Origin of the sequence: Streptomyces sp. NPDC059909, assembly GCF_042730885.1 — a bacterium.
Lineage (GTDB): Bacteria > Actinomycetota > Actinomycetes > Streptomycetales > Streptomycetaceae > Streptomyces.
In genome coordinates this window covers 26,776-43,300 of sequence record NZ_JBHWKX010000036.1, presented here as the reverse complement: position 1 = coordinate 43,300, position 16,525 = coordinate 26,776, and the positions used below count along the sequence as shown (strand labels likewise).

The window sequence follows — 16,525 nt, the reverse complement described above, 5'->3', positions numbered from 1 at the left end:
CAGAAAGCGACGCGGGTGAACGAGAAGGACATGGGCGCCGATCTCAAATCGGTTCTCATCACCAAGGAAGAGATCGACGCGAAGCTGGCCGAGCTGGCCGCGAAGATCGACGCAGAGTACGCGGGCAAGGACCTGCTCATCGTCGGAGTCCTCAAGGGCGCCGTGATGGTGATGGCGGACCTGGCGCGTGCGCTGTCCACCCCCGTCACGATGGACTGGATGGCCGTGTCGTCGTACGGCGCGGGCACCCAGTCGTCCGGTGTGGTCCGCATCCTCAAGGACCTGGACACCGACATCAAGGGCAAGCACGTCCTGATCGTCGAGGACATCATCGACTCCGGGCTGACTCTGTCCTGGCTGCTGTCGAACCTCGGCTCGCGTGAGCCGGCCTCGCTGGAGGTCTGCACGCTGCTGCGGAAGCCGGAGGCGGCCAAGGTCGCGATCGACGTGAAGTGGATCGGCTTCGACATCCCGAACGAGTTCGTCGTCGGCTACGGCCTCGACTACGCCGAGAAGTACCGCAATCTGCCGTTCGTGGGCACCCTCGCACCGCACGTCTACGGCGGCTGACACGACGATCCCGCAGAGGCACGGGAACCCGTACCGTCTTCCCGCCGTTGGAGCATGGGAAGGCGGTACCGGGTGACAATGCTGGGGTACCGTCCGAAGAACAGTCTTTTCAGTTGAGTCTCATAGCAGCATTTACCTACGGGCAGGAGGGACGGAGCGACACCGCTCCGTATGGATGGACGTGAAGCGATACTTCCGTGGGCCGGTCATGTGGATCGTGCTGGCCGTCCTCGCCGTGGTCGTGCTGATGCAGGTCGTCGGCTCGTCGGGCGGCTACAAGACGGTGGACACCGCCGAGGTGGTCCAGGCGATCTCCAAGAACCAGGTCGAACAGGCCAAGCTGACCACAGGCGACGAGCAGATCATCAAGGTCGAGCTGAAGGACGGCCAGAAGGTCGACGGCAGCGACAAGGTCCAGGCCAGCTACATCGGCAACCAGGGCGTCGAGCTTGCCAACACCCTGCAGAAGAAGTACGAGGCCGGTGAGATCGAGAAGGGCTACACCGTCTCGCCGGAGCGGCAGAGCCCGTTCCTCTCGGTGCTGCTCTCGCTGCTGCCCTTCGTGCTCATCGTGGTCGTCTTCCTGTTCCTGATGAACCAGATGCAGGGCGGCGGCTCCCGGGTCATGAACTTCGGGAAGTCCAAGGCCAAGCTCATCACCAAGGACACCCCGAAGACGACCTTCTCCGATGTGGCCGGGTCCGACGAGGCCGTCGAGGAGCTCCACGAGATCAAGGAGTTCCTGCAGGAGCCGGCGAAGTTCCAGGCCGTCGGCGCCAAGATCCCCAAGGGCGTGCTGCTGTACGGCCCGCCCGGTACGGGCAAGACGCTGCTCGCCCGCGCCGTCGCGGGCGAGGCGGGCGTCCCGTTCTACTCGATCTCCGGCTCCGACTTCGTCGAGATGTTCGTCGGTGTCGGTGCCTCCCGTGTCCGTGACCTCTTCGAGCAGGCCAAGGCGAACGCCCCGGCGATCGTCTTCGTCGACGAGATCGACGCGGTGGGCCGCCACCGTGGCGCCGGTCTCGGCGGTGGCCACGACGAGCGCGAGCAGACGCTGAACCAGCTGCTCGTGGAGATGGACGGCTTCGACGTGAAGGGTGGCGTCATCCTGATCGCCGCCACGAACCGGCCGGACATCCTCGACCCGGCGCTGCTGCGCCCGGGCCGCTTCGACCGGCAGATCGCCGTCGACCGCCCGGACATGCAGGGCCGTCTGGAGATCCTCAAGGTCCACCAGAAGGGCAAGCCGGTCGCCCCGGACGTCGACCTGGCCGCCGTGGCGCGCCGTACCCCCGGCTTCACCGGTGCTGACCTGTCGAACGTGCTGAACGAAGCGGCGCTGCTCACCGCGCGCAGCGACAAGAAGCTGATCGACAACCACATGCTGGACGAGGCGATCGACCGCGTCGTGGCCGGCCCGCAGAAGCGGACCCGGATCATGTCGGACAAGGAGAAGAAGATCACCGCGTACCACGAGGGCGGACACGCCCTGGTCGCGGCGGCCTCCCCGAACTCCGACCCGGTCCACAAGATCACGATCCTGTCCCGCGGCCGTGCCCTCGGTTACACGATGGTGCTCCCGGACGAGGACAAGTACTCGACCACGCGCAACGAGATGCTCGACCAGCTGGCGTACATGCTGGGCGGCCGCGCTGCCGAGGAGCTCGTCTTCCACGACCCGACCACGGGCGCGGCGAACGACATCGAGAAGGCCACGGCCACGGCCCGCGCGATGGTCACGCAGTACGGCATGACCGAGCGGCTCGGCGCGATCAAGTTCGGCGGCGACAACACGGAGCCGTTCCTCGGCCGCGAGATGTCGCACCCGCGTGACTACTCGGAAGAGGTCGCGGCGCTGGTCGACGAAGAGGTCAAGAAGCTCATCGAGACCGCGCACAACGAGGCCTGGGAGATCCTCGTCGAGAACCGCGACGTTCTCGACGCCCTGGTTCTCAAGCTGCTGGAGAAGGAGACCCTCGGCAAGGAGGAGATCGCCGAGATCTTCGCGCCGATCGTGAAGCGCCCGGCCCGCCCGGCGTGGACGGGCTCCTCGCGGCGCACGCCGTCGACCCGTCCGCCCGTGCTCTCCCCCAAGGAGCTCGCGCTGACCAACGGCGCTGCGGCGAGTGCGACGGCCGGCTCGAGCACCACGGTGACCGATGTCACCAAGGCGCCGGCCGAGGTGGTCCAGGAGGAGCGTCCGGACGCCTGACCAGGCGGTTCTCGGGCCCACCGGCCCGAAACCCGGAATTAACGCCACGCCTCCCAGGTTTTAGCCTGGGAGGCGTGGCGTTTTCGCGCCATGCCAGAGGACAGGAACGAGGCACAGATGACCGACCCGGTGACGCTGGACGGCGAGGGCACGATCGGCGAGTTCGACGAGAAGCGTGCCGAGAACGCCGTACGTGAACTCCTCATCGCGGTCGGCGAGGACCCGGACCGTGAGGGCCTGCGGGAGACGCCGGGGCGGGTGGCCCGGGCGTACAGGGAGCTCCTGGCGGGGCTGACGCAGCAGCCCGAGGACGTCCTGACGACGACGTTCGACCTGGGGCACGACGAGATGGTCCTGGTGAAGGACATCGAAATCGTATCCCTGTGCGAACATCATCTTCTTCCGTTCCATGGTGTGGCGCACGTCGGCTACATCCCGGCCACCACGGGCAAGATCACGGGACTGTCGAAGCTCGCGCGACTCGTCGACGTCTTCGCCCGCCGACCGCAGGTCCAGGAGCGGCTCACCACGCAGATCGCCGACTCCCTCATGCGGATCCTTGAGGCCCGTGGCGCGATCGTCGTGATCGAGGCCGAGCACATGTGCATGTCGGTGCGCGGTATCCGTAAGCCCGGCGCCAAGACCACGACCTCCGCGGTGCGTGGTCAGCTCCGGGACGCCTCGACGCGTTCTGAGGCGATGAGCCTGATACTGGCGCGATAGCCGGATTGTCAGTGGTGCCCGATATGGTCCCCGATCAGTGGAGTTGATCGCTGGTCAAGGGGGATCGCGGCGGAGCACGGGCTTCCCAGCCGCCAGAGCGTCAAGGTCGTGGGTGGCCGTGAACGCGCACGGGACATCCGTGTGGGCGACAAGTTATGGACGCTCGACGGGGAGCGCACGGCTCAGACGGCTGTCACCGCGGTGACAGCCGTCAGGGCGCGTGAGGCGGTCGAGGTTGTCACGGACCACGCCACGTTCATGGCAGCACCGGGACAGCTGTTGGGCGCGTCAGCGCCAACGTCCCGTTCCTCGTGGAGTTGGCGGGGATCGTCGGGCGCGGTTCACGCCCAGGGACAATGGCCGGGCGTCGGCCTTGGCGGTTTCGGACGCCTGGCCGAAGCGTGGGACGTTCCAGGCGGAGGATCACCCACTGGAGTCGCGGGAATCTCGGTGGTCCAGGTCCTGGAGATCCGCAAGCGTGCCATCCCGGTCAAGCCGTTCACCCTCTACAGCTACCGGCTCGACCCGTACCTGACGTTCTTCGTGAACGCGCACCTGGCCCGTGAGCCGTGGTGAGCCCGGATCGGGTCGCTCACGCCGCCGGGACGTGCCCCGTGCCGTTGTCCTCGTCCTCCGGGAGCTTGCAGACGCGCTCCAGGAAGAGGGCCGCGGCGACCACCGCGATGCCCGCCAGGACGGAGAACGCGGCGTAGATCGCCTGGTCCCGGCGGGCCGGGATGTCGAGGGAGCCGAGCAGAAAGACGCCCACGCCGCCGTACATGCCGCTCACGAGGGCCGCGACCAGGGCGCTCGCCTGGCCGAAGACGACCGCACGAGCCGCCATCAGCGGTTCGACGCCCTTCGCGCCGGGCCGGCGCTCGCGCTGCGCGCGCAGGCGGGAGCGGATCGACAGCGCGGTCGCCGCCAGCACCGCCGCGATCGCCGCGAGGACGATCGGCGCGGCCAGCGGCACGCTCGGCAGCGTCCCGAACGAGTCCCAGAGCCGCGCGCCGCCCCACGACAGCACCCCGGCCACCACGAAGAGCCCGGCCAGTACTCCGAGCCGTAGTTGCTTCACCGTGTGTCCTTCGTGTTGGCGACCCTGGCGACCCTGAAGAGCGTAACGACTACTCGGGCAGACGGAGTTCCAGGTCCACACGAGCCACGACGCCCTCCCGGCCCACGGCCGCCAGCAGCTCCGCCACGGGCCCGCGACCCGGCAGCTGGGCCTCCGGCTCCACGTCGTACCACGGAGCCAGCACGAAGGCCCGCTCGTGGGCCCGCGGGTGCGGCAGGGTGAGGACCGGGTCGTCGGAGACCACGTCCGCGTACGCCACGATGTCCACGTCGATCGTCCGCGGGCCCCAGCGCTCCTCGCGCACCCGGTCGTACGCCTCCTCGATCGCCTGGCCGCGCTCCAGCAGGGAGCTGGGCGGCAGCGTCGTCTTCACGACCACCACCGCGTTGAAGTACGACGGCTGGGAGCCGGGCTCGACGCCCCACGGCTCCGTCTCGTACACGGGCGAGACCGCCTTCACGCGGACGCCGGGCGTGTCCTCGAGAGCGTCGATCGCGCCCTGGAGCGTCTCCAGGCGGTTGCCCAGGTTCGCCCCGAGGGCGATGACGGCGCGCTTGGGGTTCGACAGGGTGGTGTCCGCGGCGTCGACCTGCTCGACGACTGCGGCGGGCACCGGCTGCACGGTGGGGTCGCTCATCCTCGGCTCCGGGTGATCGTGATGGTCACGTCGTCGAACGGGACGGTGATCGGGGCGTCCGGCTTGTGCACGACGACCTCGACCTCCTGGACCCCTTCGTGCTTGAGACACTGCTGGGCGATCCGCTCCGCGAGCGTCTCGATCAGATCGACCGGCTCGCCCTGGACGACGTCGACGACCTCCTCCGCCACCACTCCGTAGTGCACGGTCTTCGCCAGGTCGTCGTCGGCCGCCGCGGGGCGGGTGTCGATGCCGAGCGCCAGGTCCACGATGAAGGTCTGGCCCTCTTCGCGTTCCCGGGGGAAAACGCCATGGTGCCCGCGGGCCTTGAGGCCGCGCAGCGCGACACGATCCACGCGAATCACTCCTGCTGTCGTAGGTATTGCGCGCACGTTGCCGCGTGCGGACGGCAGCAGTGCACGGAATCGAATCTACCTGCGGACACCGACAACTCCCGCCCATGGGGGCTATGGACAGACACGCCGACGGCTGGTAGCGCGCCGCCTACCCCGTCCGCCGAAACTCAACCTTCACCAGGGCGCTTACCCACTCAGGCGGGGGGCTCGTCGTCCTCGTCCTCGTCGGATTCGGCCAGAACGGGTGAACCGTGATGTGACCAGATCCTCCATCCGTCGGGTGTGCGACGGAACACATTCGTGGCCACCACGAGCTGCCCGACGAGCGGCCCGAGCTCGCCCGCCTCCTCCGCGGGCCCGCCGCTCAGGATGTTCTCGGTGCAGGTGACGACGGCCGTGTCGCCGGCCACGCTCACCCGCACGTCGGTGAGGAAGAACTGGATGTACTCGGTGTTCGCCATGATCAGCGCGTACGAGCGCAGCACCTCGCCGCGCCCGGACAGCACCGGCCACCCGGGGTGCACGCACGAGACGTCGTCGGCGCCGTCCCCGTTCAGCCAGAGCGCGGAGACGTCCTCGAAGTCGCCGCGCTCCATCGCCTCGTAGAAGGCGGTGTTGGCCTCCTCGACGCTTTCGACGTCCGTGGGGGAAGTCACCGGGCTCCCTCGGCGTTCCGCGCTCCTTCGACGGCCCTGGCGACCCGTACGGCGTCCGCCGTGGCCCGCACCTCATGGACCCGGACCGCCCAGGCGCCCTCGTGGGCGGCGATCGCGGAGACGGCGGCGGTGGCCGCGTCGCGCTCGCGGGCAGGGGGTGGGGTGGCGGCGCCCTCGGCCAGCACACGGCCGAGGAACCGCTTGCGGGAGGCCGCCACCAGCAGTGGGCGGCCCAGCGCGCGCAGGTCGGCGAGGTGGGCGACCAGGGCGAGGTCGTGCTCGGCCTGCTTGGCGAAGCCGAGGCCCGGGTCGATGACGATCCGCTCGGCGGCCACACCGCCCGCGACGACGGCGTCCATGCGCTCGCGCAGCTCGGCGACGACCTCGCCGACGACGTCCTCGTACGCCGCCCTGCTGTTCATGTCCTCGCTGAACCCGCGCCAGTGCATGACGACGAACGGGACCTCGGCGGAGGCGACGGCCGGGACCATGTCCGGGTCTGCGAGACCGCCGGAGACGTCGTTGACCAGCACCGCGCCCGCCGTGACCGCCTGTGCCGCGACCGAGGCGCGCATGGTGTCGACGGAGACGGGGACGCCTTCGGCCGCCAGGCCCCGTACGACGGGGAGCACGCGCCGCAGCTCCTCGTCCTCGTCGACCCGGGTGGCGCCGGGCCGGGTGGACTCGCCGCCGACGTCGATGAGGTCTGCACCTTCGGCGACCAGGTCGAGGCCGTGCTTGACCGCGGCCGTGGTGTCGAACCAGCGGCCTCCGTCGGAGAAGGAGTCCGGCGTCACGTTGACGACTCCCATGACCGCACAGCGGTCCCACTCCGGCAGGCCCGTGGCCGTGCCCCGTCCGCGCAAGGTACTCATGCGTCCAGCCTAGGGGGTGTCGTGTGGATCTTGCCGGGCTCGCGTGCCCTGGCACCGCACCACACGGCACCTCGCCGCGTTGTCGTCGGTCACCGACTCCCCCGTAGCCCTTCGGGCACGGGAGGTGCCCCCACCCGGCTACGCCGCGCGGACCTCCCGCTCCGCCGTGGTGGCCGGGCGGATGTGGGCGCAGGGGCGTGCGGGGCGGGTCCGCCGGCGGCGGAACGGGCGGGGCACGGCGAAGGTCACGAAGCCCTCCGCCTGCATCGCGGCGAAGCCGATCCGCGGCAGGTCGCGGGTGTTGCGGAAGACCACGAAGCGCGGCTCCCAGCGCGGCCGGAACTTGGCGTTGAACTTGTACAGCGACTCGATCTGGAACCAGCGCGACAGGAAGACCAGCAGCCCGCGCCAGGTGCGCAGCACCGGCCCCGCGCCCAGCTTCTCGCCGCGTGCGAGCGCCGAGCGGAACATCGCGAAGTTCAGCGAGACCCGCTCGACGCCCAGTTTCGGGGATGCCTGCAGGGCGGCGACGATCAGCAGCTCGTTCATGCCGGGGTCGGCGGAGCGGTCGCGGCGCATGAGGTCCAGGGACATGCCGTCGGTGCCCCACGGGACGAAGTGGAGGACGGCCTTCAGGTCGCCGTACGGGGAGTCGGCGTCCTCCTTGTGGGCGGTGGCGATGACGCTGTCGCCGTCCGAGGGGTCGCCGATCCGGCCGAGGGCCATCGAGAAGCCGCGCTCGGTCTCCGTGCCGCGCCAGTCCTCGGCGGCGCGGCGTATCCGCTCCAGCTCGCCGTCGGAGAGGTCACGGACCCGGCGGACACGGGTCTCGTAACCGTTCCGCTCGATGCGTTTCACCATCTGGCGCACGTTCCGCATGGCGCGCCCGTTGAGCGAGAAATCCACGACGTCCACCACCGCCTCGTCGCCGAGCTCGAGGGCGTCCAGGCCGGTTTCCCGGGTCCACACCTCGCCCCCCGTCTCGGAGCAGCCCATCACGGCGGGGGTCCAGGAGTGGGCCTTGGCCTCGTCCATGAAGCGTTCGATGGCGCCGGGCCAGGCCTCGACGTCGCCGATCGGGTCACCGCTGGCGAGCATCACCCCGGAGACGACGCGGTAGCAGACGGCGGCCTTGCCGCTGGGGGAGAAGACGACGCCCTTGTCGCGGCGGAGCGCGAAGTGGCCGAGGGAGTCCCGGCCGCCGTGCCGGGCGAGCAGCTCGCGCAGCCGGGCCTCGTCGTCCTCGGTGAGCCGGGCGGCGGGCTGCTCGGGGCGGAACGCCAGGTAGATGGTGGTGACGGCGGTGAGCAGGCCGAGCGCGCCCAGCGAGTAGCCGACGGTCCAGTCGACGCCGCCCCGGTAGCCGACGGGGCCCTCCATGCCGACGAGGCCGACCAGGACGTGTTCGAGGCGGTCGCTGAGGCTGGGGCTGCCGACGACCTTGTACGGGTGGGCGCTGACGATGACCAGACCGAGGCCGAGGGAGCCGGCGCCCATCAGGACGAAGTTGGCGAGGGCCCGCCAGCGGCTGCGCGGGTCGGGCAGGGCCGCGAACTGGTCCCGGTGGCGCAGCAGGAGCGCGAGCAGGGCCAGCGACAGCAGGGCGCCGATGACGGAATTGCGGTAGGCGAACTGGGCCGCCGCGCCCGCCGGCAGCAGGATGACGGCGGCCCGCCAGGCGCGCCGCTTGTTCCGCTTGAGGCCGTGCGCGAGGAGCAGCAGGAGGACGCCCGCGCTGAGCGAGAGCGCGGCGGCGAAGGGGCCGAGGGCGCCCGGGAGGACCTCGGCCAAGGCATGCATCCGGCTGTGCCGGAAGCGCGGGAACACGCCGGCGGCGATGTCGATCAGGCCGATGAAGGTGCAGGCCGTGCCGACCAGCGTGGGTACGGATTCGGCGCGGGGGCCACTGAGGATCCGGCGCACCCGAACCGGAACCAACCCCGACTTGTCCCCATCTACCGTGACAGACATCGCTTCCCGTGGCTCCGAGAGAGATCGTGGAGTCCGTGGCCGCAGAACAGGCGGCTCGGACAATTTGCGCTCTCTAGGACGGCACTTCGGGGGAGCGGGTTCATCCCCTCTCAGGAAAATCTCACGTCCGCGTCTCACGGAAGAAGCTCGATCGCCCCATGGGTCTCACCAGCAACACGGTTCTGGCGCTGGCCGTACTGGCCGCCGTGGCTCTCTTCGCCGCGACGATCTGGCTGTGGCCACGGCTGTCACGCCGCAGCCGGCGTGCCGTGCTCGGCCGGGTGGGGCTGCTGCTCGCGACACAGCTGGCGCTCTTCGCCGCGGCCGGCCTCGCCGCCAACAAGTCCTTCCTGTTCTACGGGTCCTGGGCCGATCTCCTCGGCCGGGAACAGGAGATGGGCGTGGTCGTGGACCATTCGCTGAGCAGTGCGCACATCAAGGTGACCGGCAAGCAGAGGCCGGACGTGCCGGGAGGCTCGCGCGCCGCGGTGGGCGGGCAGATCCAGCAGGTCGTGATCGAGGGCGAGAAGTCGGGCATCGACACCCCGGCGTACGTCTATCTGCCGCCCGAGTACTTCCAGGCGGCGTACGCGAAGAAGACCTTTCCCGCCACGGTCGTCCTGACCGGCTACCCGGGGACCGCGGAGAACCTGATCAAGGGCCTCAAGTACCCGAGAACGGCGCACCAGCAGGCCAAGGACGGGAAGATGCAGCCGATGATCCTGGTGATGCTGCGGCCGACCGTCGCGCCGCCCCGCGACACCGAGTGCGCCGACGTTCCGGGCGGGCCGCGGACCGAGACGTTCTTCGCCGAGGACCTTCCGGCCGCCGTGTCGGAGGCGTACCGCGTCGGCACCGAGCCGCGCAACTGGGGCTTCATGGGGAACTCGACCGGTGGCTACTGCGCGCTGAAGATCGCGCTGCACCACCCGGAGCGGTACGCGGCGGGCGCGGGTCTGTCGGCGTACTACAAGGCCGCCGAGGACGTGACGACCGGCGACCTCTTCCACGGGAACAGCAAGGAGCGGAACCGGGCGAATCTGCTCTGGAGCCTGGACCACCTGCCGCAGGGCAAGTCGTCCTTCCTTGTCACCACGTCCCGGCAGGGCGAGGGAAATCTGAAGGGGACGCTCGACTTCGTCGAGAAGGTGAAGGCGCCCGCCCGCGTCTCGTCCATCACGCTCGACAGCGGCGGGCACAACTTCAACACCTGGAACCGGGAGATCCCGCCGGCGCTGGTGTGGATGAGCGGCAGGCTCAGCGCGGCGTGACGCAGGGGTTCAGCACGGTGGGACGTGTGGGCTCGGCGCGGCCCGAGGCGGGGGCTCAGCGCGGCGTGATCGTCTGAAGTTCCACTGCCGTCCGGGGGATGTCCTGCGCGTCCGCGTCGATGGAGCGGCGCAGTGCCTCGTGCAGCCGTGCCGGGGTCAGTACGCCGAGGAAACGTCCCGTCTCCTCACGGTCGATGACCGCGATCCATCCCGCGTCGTGCTGCAGCATCGTGGCGAACGCCTGCTTGAGGGAGGCGCCGACGGGAAGCCAGGCCTCCATCCGGCGGGCGTGGTCCCGTACGGCTCCCTTGCCGCCCGAGGCCTGTTCGGCGGAGATCCAGCCGTGCAGGTTGTCCTCCCCGTCCAGGACGACGGCCCAGCGTGCGCCGAGCTCGCGCGGCAGCGGGTCGTCGAGATGGACGACCGGCGGCTGGTCGAGGTCGCCCTCCTCGACGGGGGTGACCGACAGCCGCTTCAACCCGCGGTCCGCGCCGACGAAGTCCGCGACGTACGGGGTGGCGGGCGCGCCCAGCACGGTCGCCGGGGCGTCGAACTGCTCGATCCTGCCCTGCCCGTAGACGGCGATGCGGTCGCCGAGCCGCACGGCCTCCTCGATGTCGTGCGTGACGAAGAGGACCGTCTTGCGGACCGCCGCCTGGAGCTTGAGGAACTCGCTCTGGAGGTGGTCGCGGACGACCGGGTCGACCGCGCCGAACGGCTCGTCCATCAGCAGGACCGGCGGGTCGGCCGCCAGCGCCCTGGCCACGCCGACGCGCTGGCGCTGCCCGCCGGAGAGCTGGTCCGGGTAGCGGTCGCCGTACTTCTTGGGGTCCAGGCCGACCAGGTCGAGGAGTTCGGCGGCGCGCTCGCGGCCCTTTCCGCGTTTCCAGCCCAGCAGATGGGGCACGGTGGCGGTGTTCTCCAGCACGGTCTTGTGGGGGAAGAGCCCGACCTGCTGGATGACGTAGCCGATATGGCGGCGCAGTTCGACGGGGTCGGTGGTGGATATGTCGTGATCGTTGAGGAATATCCGGCCGCTGGTGGGCTCGATGAGCCGGTTGACCATCTTCATCGTGGTCGTCTTGCCGCAGCCGGAAGGTCCGACGAGCGTCACCAGTTCGCCCTCGGCGACCTCGAACGAGAGGTCGTCGACGGCCGTGGTGCCGTCCGGATAGCGCTTGGTGACGTGCTCGAATCGGATCATGCGCCCCATTGTGGCGGGTGGGGACCGGCCATGTGTGAAGGGCGTGTTGCCGGAACGCGAGGCTCCTCGGTGATTGTCAGTGGCGGGGGTTAGGGTCGGTTTCGGTCGGACATTCGAGCGTTCGACGACGGACGACCGGCGACGCGGCGACGGGCGACGGGGGTGGGGTGGGGTGCATGAGCGGGCAGAACTGCCTGGTCACGAACGACTGGATCTGCGGTGAATATCTCCGGTCCCGCAGCCAGGAGTTGATCGACGCCACGGTCCAGCATGTCTGGATCACGGTGGTGTCGGTGCTGATCGGACTGGCCGTCGCCTTCCCGCTGGCGCTGCTCGCCCGGCGCAGTCCGCGCCTCACGGGCCCGGTCCTCGGCCTGACGACCGTGCTCTACACGGTTCCGTCGCTGGCGATGTTCTCGTTGCTCCTGCCGTTCTTCGGGCTCTCCGCCGCCCTGGTGATCACGGGCCTGGTGCTGTACTCGCTGACGATCCTCGTGCGGAACATCCTGGCGGGCCTGGAGGCCGTGCCGCAGGACGCGCGTGAGGCGGCGCGGGGGATGGGGTACGGATCGGGCAGGCTGCTGTGGGAGGTCGAGCTGCCGCTGGCCCTCCCGGCGCTGATGGCAGGCCTGCGGATCGCCACGGTGTCGACGGTCGCGCTCACCACCGTCGGCTCGATCGTCGGACGCGGCGGCCTCGGCAATCTCATCGAGGACGCGCTGCCCAGCTTCTTCAAGGCCCAGGTGCTGACCGCGTCGGTGCTCTGTGTGCTGCTGGCCGTCGCCGCCGACCTGCTGCTGCTCGGCCTCCAGCGTCTGCTGACGCCCTGGACCCGCATACGTACGCCCCGGACCCGGGAGGCCCACTGATGGGGGTCATGGCCGACGCCTGGTCCTGGCTGACCACGGGGTCCAACTGGGCGGGAGAGAGTGGTGCCTGGCACCGCCTGGGGGAGCATCTGTACGTCAGCGGGGTCGCCCTCGCGCTCGCCTGTGCGGTCGCCCTGCCGGTCGCCCTGTACCTGGGACACATCGGACGCGGCGGTGCACTCGCCGTCAATGTCTCCAACGTGGGGCGGGCCGTCCCCGTCTTCGCGGTGCTCGCCCTGTTCATGGTGTCGCCGCTGCGGAGTGCCGGATATGTCCCGACCGTCATCGCCCTGGTGCTGTTCGCGATACCGCCGCTGCTCACCAACGCCTATGTGGGGATGCGGGAAGTGGACCGGGCGGTCGTGGAGGCCGCGCGGGGCATGGGGATGTCGGGCCGGCAGCTCTTCGCCAGGGTCGAGCTGCCTCTTGCGTACCCGATGCTCATGACCGGGCTGAGGTCCGCCTCCGTCCAGGTCGTCGCGACCGCGACGATCGCGGCGATGGTCGGTCAGGGCGGCCTCGGCCGGATCATCACGGCCGGTTTCAACACGTACAACACCCCTCAAGTAGTCGCGGGCGCCCTGCTCGTGGCCGTGCTGGCCCTCCTTGTGGAGGCCGTGCTGGTGCTGGTGGACCGCCTCTGCAGTCCCCTGCGCCCCCAGCGGAAATCCGTGTGACGACTCACTCCCTTGGATGGTGAACCTCATGAGCAGAACCTCGCGTATGGCGGGTGCGGTGCTGGGCGTCGTCGCCCTCGTCGGCTCGCTCGCCGCGTGCGGCGGCGACAGTCTGGAGCAGGAGAAGGGCGGTACGGGCGGCTCAAGCGGTGACGCGGGCGGCGGCAAGAAGGGCACGCTGGTCGTCGGCGCGGCGGCGTTCACGGAGTCCAAGGTGCTCGCCGAGCTCTACGCGCAGGCGCTGGGCGACGCCGGGTACAGCACGTCCGTCACGACCGTGAAGAACCGCGAGCTGTACGAACCGTCGCTGGAGAAGGGCGAGATCGACGTCGTACCGGAATACGCGGCGACGGTCGCGGAATTCCTCAACGCGAAGGTGAACGGCCCGAAGGCACCGGAGGAGAAGCCGGTCGCCTCGAGCGATGTCGCGGCCACCGTCGCCGGGCTGCAGAAGCTCGCGGAGCCGCGCGGACTGAAGGTGCTGCCCGCGGGAGAGGCGGTCGACCAGAACGCGTTCGCGGTGAGCAAGGAATTCGCCGAGAAGAACAAGCTCAAGACCCTTTCCGATCTCGGCGAGGCGAAGATCGAGGTGAGGATCGCGGCCGGCGACGAGTGCGAAGTACGGCCCTTCTGCGCGCCCGGTCTGAAGAAGACCTACGGCATCGATGTGGCGGGCATCGACCCGAAGGGCGTCGGCACGCCCCAGGCGAAGCAGGCGGTCAAGGACGGTGAGGACCAGCTGGTGCTGACCACCACCACCGACGCCACGCTGGAGACTTTCGGTCTCGTACTGCTGGAGGACGACAAGAAGCTCCAGAACGCGGACAACGTGCTGCCGGTGGTCAACGCCAAGGACGCCGGTGCGCAGGAGATAGCCGACGTTCTCGGCAAGCTCACCGAGACGCTGACCACGCAGGATCTCGTGGAGCTGAACCGGAAGGTGGACGCGGAGCGGGCGAAGCCGGAGGACGTCGCCAAGGAGTATCTGGAGTCCAAGCGTCTGATCAAGAAGTAGCCGCCGAAGTGGCCCCCGAAGTGGCCGCAGAGGTGGTCGCTCAAGTGGGCGATGGGTAAAGGGAGTCGGGTCGGCGCGGCAAAGTGGCCAAGAGATTGCCGGTCCGGCCCCCCATTCGTCACCTACGCACGGTAAATTTCTGGCCATGCCACGTGGACGCCACCGCCATTCCCCACCTCTGCATCGGCTCCTGCAGCCCTCCGCGGTCGCCGGAGCGTCGGTTCTCTGTGCCGCCGGCGCCTGGCTTTTCGCGGATCCCGTTGTGCTGCGCACCTTCGTCGCGGCAGCGGCGGCAGCCGCGGTCACGGGCGCGGTGCTCATGCGCAGCTGGGACCGGAGCGCGGGCCGCCGCGTCGCCGAGCTCACCCGGGCCCGCGCCAGCGACGCCTGGAAGACCGAGGAGCGGATAGCCGAGCTGGAGGCCGACCTCGACGAGTCCCGCGAGCTGCGCGGCAAGCTGGACGCGAAGCTCCGCTCCAAGCGGGTCGAGCTCGCCGGGCTGCGCAACGAGCACGCCGCGCTGCTGCGGCGTTATGCGAACGCCGAGACGGAGCGGGCCACCGCGCTCGAAGGCCGGCGGCAGCTCGCGCTCGAGGCCGCCGCACCGAAGGAGCTGCTGCCCGCCGGTTCCACGCCGACGCCGTCCGCGTATCTGCGGGCCGCCAAGGCGCTGGAGGACCTGTCGCGCAACGCGGCGGCCCAGCAGGCCAGGCACACCGTCGAGGAGGCCCGTCGGCGCGATCTCGCCGAGCGGGCGCGGGAGGCGGAGGAGCCGCAGGGGAAGCACGCGGCGGCCGCCGGGGGAGAGCAGCATGCCCGCCCGTCGTCCGCCGTCCCCGCGAGGATGCCGGTCCCGGTCGCCTCGGCGATCGTTCCGTACACCGCCCGCCAGGCACCGCGTCCCCTGGGCGGCTTCGACTTCTTCGGCACGGGCGCGGCGCCGGCCGCCGCCCAGCTCGCGGCGGTCCAGGACGAGGATCTGGCGGACGTCGTGGGCGAGGAGACGCTGGCCGCTGGCAGGCCCGCGGCGGACCGCGCCGTGGGGAAGGTCATCGACCTGACCGCGCACGACGAGACCGAGCAGCTGGACGTGGCGGAGCTGCGCAGCGCGATTTCCTGACGCGTCCGGCGTCGGGCGTCGGGCATCCGGCGCCCGCCGTCCGGCGCCACGCGCCCGGTGTGTTCCGGGCGCGTTCTGCTTTTCCGGCGCGTGCGCGGGGCTACTTGTCGATGTCGCCGACGACGAAGAACAGCGACCCCAGGATCGCCACCATGTCGGCGACCAGCGTGCCCGGCAGCAGCTCGGTCAGCGCCTGGATGTTGTTGAACGACGCCGAGCGAAGCTTGAGCCGGTACGGGGTCTTCTCGCCCTTGGAGACCAGGTAGTAGCCGTTGATGCCGAGCGGGTTCTCGGTCCAGGCGTACGTGTGGCCCTCGGGTGCCTTCAGGACCTTCGGCAGGCGCTGGTTGATCGGCCCGGGCGCCAGCTCGGCGAGCCGGTCCAGGCAGGCGTCCGCGAGGTCGAGCGCGTTGTGGGTCTGCTCCAGCAGGCACTCGAAGCGGGCCAGGCAGTCGCCCGCGGTACGGGTGACGACCTTGAGGGTGTCCTGGAGCTCGCCGTACGCCAGGTACGGCTCGTCGCGCCGCAGGTCGAAGTCGACGCCCGAGGCGCGGGCGATGGGGCCGGAGACGCCGTAGGCGTGCGCGGTCTGCGCGGTCAGGACGCCGACGCCGCGCGTACGGCCGCGGAAGATCTCGTTGCCGAGGACGAGCCGGTCGTACACGTCCATGCGGGAGCGGACGTCGGCGACCGCCTGCCGTGCCCGGCCGGTCCAGCCCGCGGGCAGGTCCTCCTTGAGGCCGCCGACCCGGTTGAACATGTAGTGCATCCGGCCGCCCGAGACCTCCTCCATCACCGTCTGGAGCTCTTCGCGCTCACGGAAGGCGTAGAAGACCGGGGTGATCCCGCCCAGTTCGAGCGGGTACGACCCCAGGAACATCAGGTGGTTGAGGACCCGGTTCAGCTCGGCGAGGAGCGTCCGCGTCCAGACCGCCCGCTCCGGCACCTCCATGCCGAGCATGCGCTCGACGGCCATGACGACGCCGAGCTCGTTCGAGAAGGCGGACAGCCAGTCGTGGCGGTTGGCCAGCATCACGATCTGCCGGTAGTCGCGCGCCTCGAAGAGCTTCTCGGCGCCGCGGTGCATGTAGCCGATCACCGGCTCGGCGTGCTGGATGCGCTCTCCGTCCAGGACGAGACGGAGGCGGAGCACGCCGTGGGTGGAGGGGTGCTGCGGGCCGATGTTCAGCACCATGTCGGTGCTCTCCGCCGCGCCGCCGATGCCGATCGTCGTCTCCGTCATGAGCGACAGTATCCCTCGCGCGCCGAACCCCGCGCGGCCCCGCCCACG

General features: G+C 70.0%; 17 protein-coding genes. 9 read left to right on the top strand and 8 right to left on the bottom strand.

Annotation, left to right across the window (positions count from 1 at the left end):
* Positions 1 to 30: 30 nt before the first annotated feature.
* From hpt to ACFV9O_RS23870, 4 genes are all read left to right on the top strand, one after another.
* Positions 31 to 570 (top strand): hypoxanthine phosphoribosyltransferase, encoded by a 540-nt coding sequence (gene hpt / locus ACFV9O_RS23885; RefSeq protein ID WP_149184520.1) that lies wholly within the window; start codon positions 31 to 33, stop codon positions 568 to 570.
* A 175-nt stretch (positions 571 to 745) separates the two neighbouring features.
* Positions 746 to 2,782 (top strand): ATP-dependent zinc metalloprotease FtsH, encoded by a 2,037-nt coding sequence (ftsH, locus tag ACFV9O_RS23880; protein ID WP_385421004.1) that lies wholly within the window; start codon positions 746 to 748, stop codon positions 2,780 to 2,782.
* Positions 2,783 to 2,899: 117 nt separating this feature from the next.
* Positions 2,900 to 3,505 carry a GTP cyclohydrolase I FolE gene (gene folE, locus ACFV9O_RS23875; protein WP_385421002.1) on the top strand — a complete coding sequence of 202 codons (606 nt, stop codon included), beginning with the start codon at positions 2,900 to 2,902 and terminating at the stop codon, positions 3,503 to 3,505.
* Positions 3,506 to 3,955: 450 nt separating this feature from the next.
* Positions 3,956 to 4,081, top strand: coding sequence for a hypothetical protein (locus ACFV9O_RS23870; protein ID WP_385421000.1), 126 nt, complete (start codon positions 3,956 to 3,958; stop codon positions 4,079 to 4,081).
* A 16-nt stretch (positions 4,082 to 4,097) separates the two neighbouring features.
* On the opposite strand, the gene ACFV9O_RS23865 is transcribed toward ACFV9O_RS23870, so the two are convergent.
* The 6 genes from ACFV9O_RS23865 to ACFV9O_RS23840 all read right to left on the bottom strand — a co-directional run bounded on the left by ACFV9O_RS23865 (position 4,098) and on the right by ACFV9O_RS23840 (position 9,078).
* On the bottom strand, positions 4,098 to 4,583 hold the full coding sequence (locus tag ACFV9O_RS23865) for a DUF3180 domain-containing protein (protein WP_385420998.1): 486 nt from the start codon (positions 4,581 to 4,583) through the stop codon (positions 4,098 to 4,100).
* Positions 4,584 to 4,632: 49 nt separating this feature from the next.
* On the bottom strand, positions 4,633 to 5,220 hold the full coding sequence (gene folK / locus ACFV9O_RS23860) for a 2-amino-4-hydroxy-6-hydroxymethyldihydropteridine diphosphokinase (protein WP_385420996.1): 588 nt from the start codon (positions 5,218 to 5,220) through the stop codon (positions 4,633 to 4,635).
* Positions 5,217 to 5,576, bottom strand: coding sequence for a dihydroneopterin aldolase (gene folB / locus ACFV9O_RS23855; protein WP_385420994.1), 360 nt, complete (start codon positions 5,574 to 5,576; stop codon positions 5,217 to 5,219). Before folB ends, folK begins: the two co-directional genes overlap by 4 nt.
* A 194-nt stretch (positions 5,577 to 5,770) precedes the next feature.
* Positions 5,771 to 6,232 carry a nuclear transport factor 2 family protein gene (locus tag ACFV9O_RS23850; protein WP_385420992.1) on the bottom strand — a complete coding sequence of 154 codons (462 nt, stop codon included), beginning with the start codon at positions 6,230 to 6,232 and terminating at the stop codon, positions 5,771 to 5,773.
* Positions 6,229 to 7,107, bottom strand: a complete 879-nt coding sequence (folP, locus tag ACFV9O_RS23845) for a dihydropteroate synthase (RefSeq protein ID WP_385420990.1) — start codon at positions 7,105 to 7,107, stop codon at positions 6,229 to 6,231. The genes ACFV9O_RS23850 and folP overlap by 4 nt, the downstream gene beginning before the upstream one ends.
* A gap of 138 nt (positions 7,108 to 7,245) precedes the next feature.
* Positions 7,246 to 9,078 (bottom strand): phosphatidylglycerol lysyltransferase domain-containing protein, encoded by a 1,833-nt coding sequence (locus ACFV9O_RS23840; RefSeq protein WP_385420988.1) that lies wholly within the window; start codon positions 9,076 to 9,078, stop codon positions 7,246 to 7,248.
* Between the two features lie 158 nt (positions 9,079 to 9,236).
* Between ACFV9O_RS23840 and ACFV9O_RS23835 the strand changes: the two genes are divergently transcribed.
* On the top strand, positions 9,237 to 10,349 hold the full coding sequence (locus ACFV9O_RS23835) for an alpha/beta hydrolase (RefSeq protein ID WP_385420987.1): 1,113 nt from the start codon (positions 9,237 to 9,239) through the stop codon (positions 10,347 to 10,349).
* Between the two features lie 55 nt (positions 10,350 to 10,404).
* On the opposite strand, the gene ACFV9O_RS23830 is transcribed toward ACFV9O_RS23835, so the two are convergent.
* On the bottom strand, positions 10,405 to 11,553 hold the full coding sequence (locus ACFV9O_RS23830; protein WP_385420985.1) for an ABC transporter ATP-binding protein: 1,149 nt from the start codon (positions 11,551 to 11,553) through the stop codon (positions 10,405 to 10,407).
* A gap of 176 nt (positions 11,554 to 11,729) precedes the next feature.
* Between ACFV9O_RS23830 and ACFV9O_RS23825 the strand changes: the two genes are divergently transcribed.
* The 4 genes from ACFV9O_RS23825 to ACFV9O_RS23810 all read left to right on the top strand — a co-directional run bounded on the left by ACFV9O_RS23825 (position 11,730) and on the right by ACFV9O_RS23810 (position 15,234).
* Positions 11,730 to 12,422: an ABC transporter permease gene (locus ACFV9O_RS23825; protein ID WP_385420983.1), complete on the top strand. Its 693-nt coding sequence runs from the start codon at positions 11,730 to 11,732 to the stop codon at positions 12,420 to 12,422.
* Positions 12,422 to 13,099: an ABC transporter permease gene (locus ACFV9O_RS23820; protein ID WP_385420981.1), complete on the top strand. Its 678-nt coding sequence runs from the start codon at positions 12,422 to 12,424 to the stop codon at positions 13,097 to 13,099. The genes ACFV9O_RS23825 and ACFV9O_RS23820 overlap by 1 nt, the downstream gene beginning before the upstream one ends.
* A 28-nt stretch (positions 13,100 to 13,127) precedes the next feature.
* Complete coding sequence (locus ACFV9O_RS23815; protein WP_385420980.1) at positions 13,128 to 14,114, top strand: ABC transporter substrate-binding protein; 987 nt, start codon at positions 13,128 to 13,130, stop codon at positions 14,112 to 14,114.
* 145 nt (positions 14,115 to 14,259) lie between these two features.
* Positions 14,260 to 15,234 carry a hypothetical protein gene (locus ACFV9O_RS23810; protein ID WP_385420978.1) on the top strand — a complete coding sequence of 325 codons (975 nt, stop codon included), beginning with the start codon at positions 14,260 to 14,262 and terminating at the stop codon, positions 15,232 to 15,234.
* 100 nt (positions 15,235 to 15,334) lie between these two features.
* On the opposite strand, the gene ACFV9O_RS23805 is transcribed toward ACFV9O_RS23810, so the two are convergent.
* On the bottom strand, positions 15,335 to 16,477 hold the full coding sequence (locus ACFV9O_RS23805) for an NADH-quinone oxidoreductase subunit D (RefSeq protein WP_385420976.1): 1,143 nt from the start codon (positions 16,475 to 16,477) through the stop codon (positions 15,335 to 15,337).
* Positions 16,478 to 16,525: the final 48 nt, after the last annotated feature.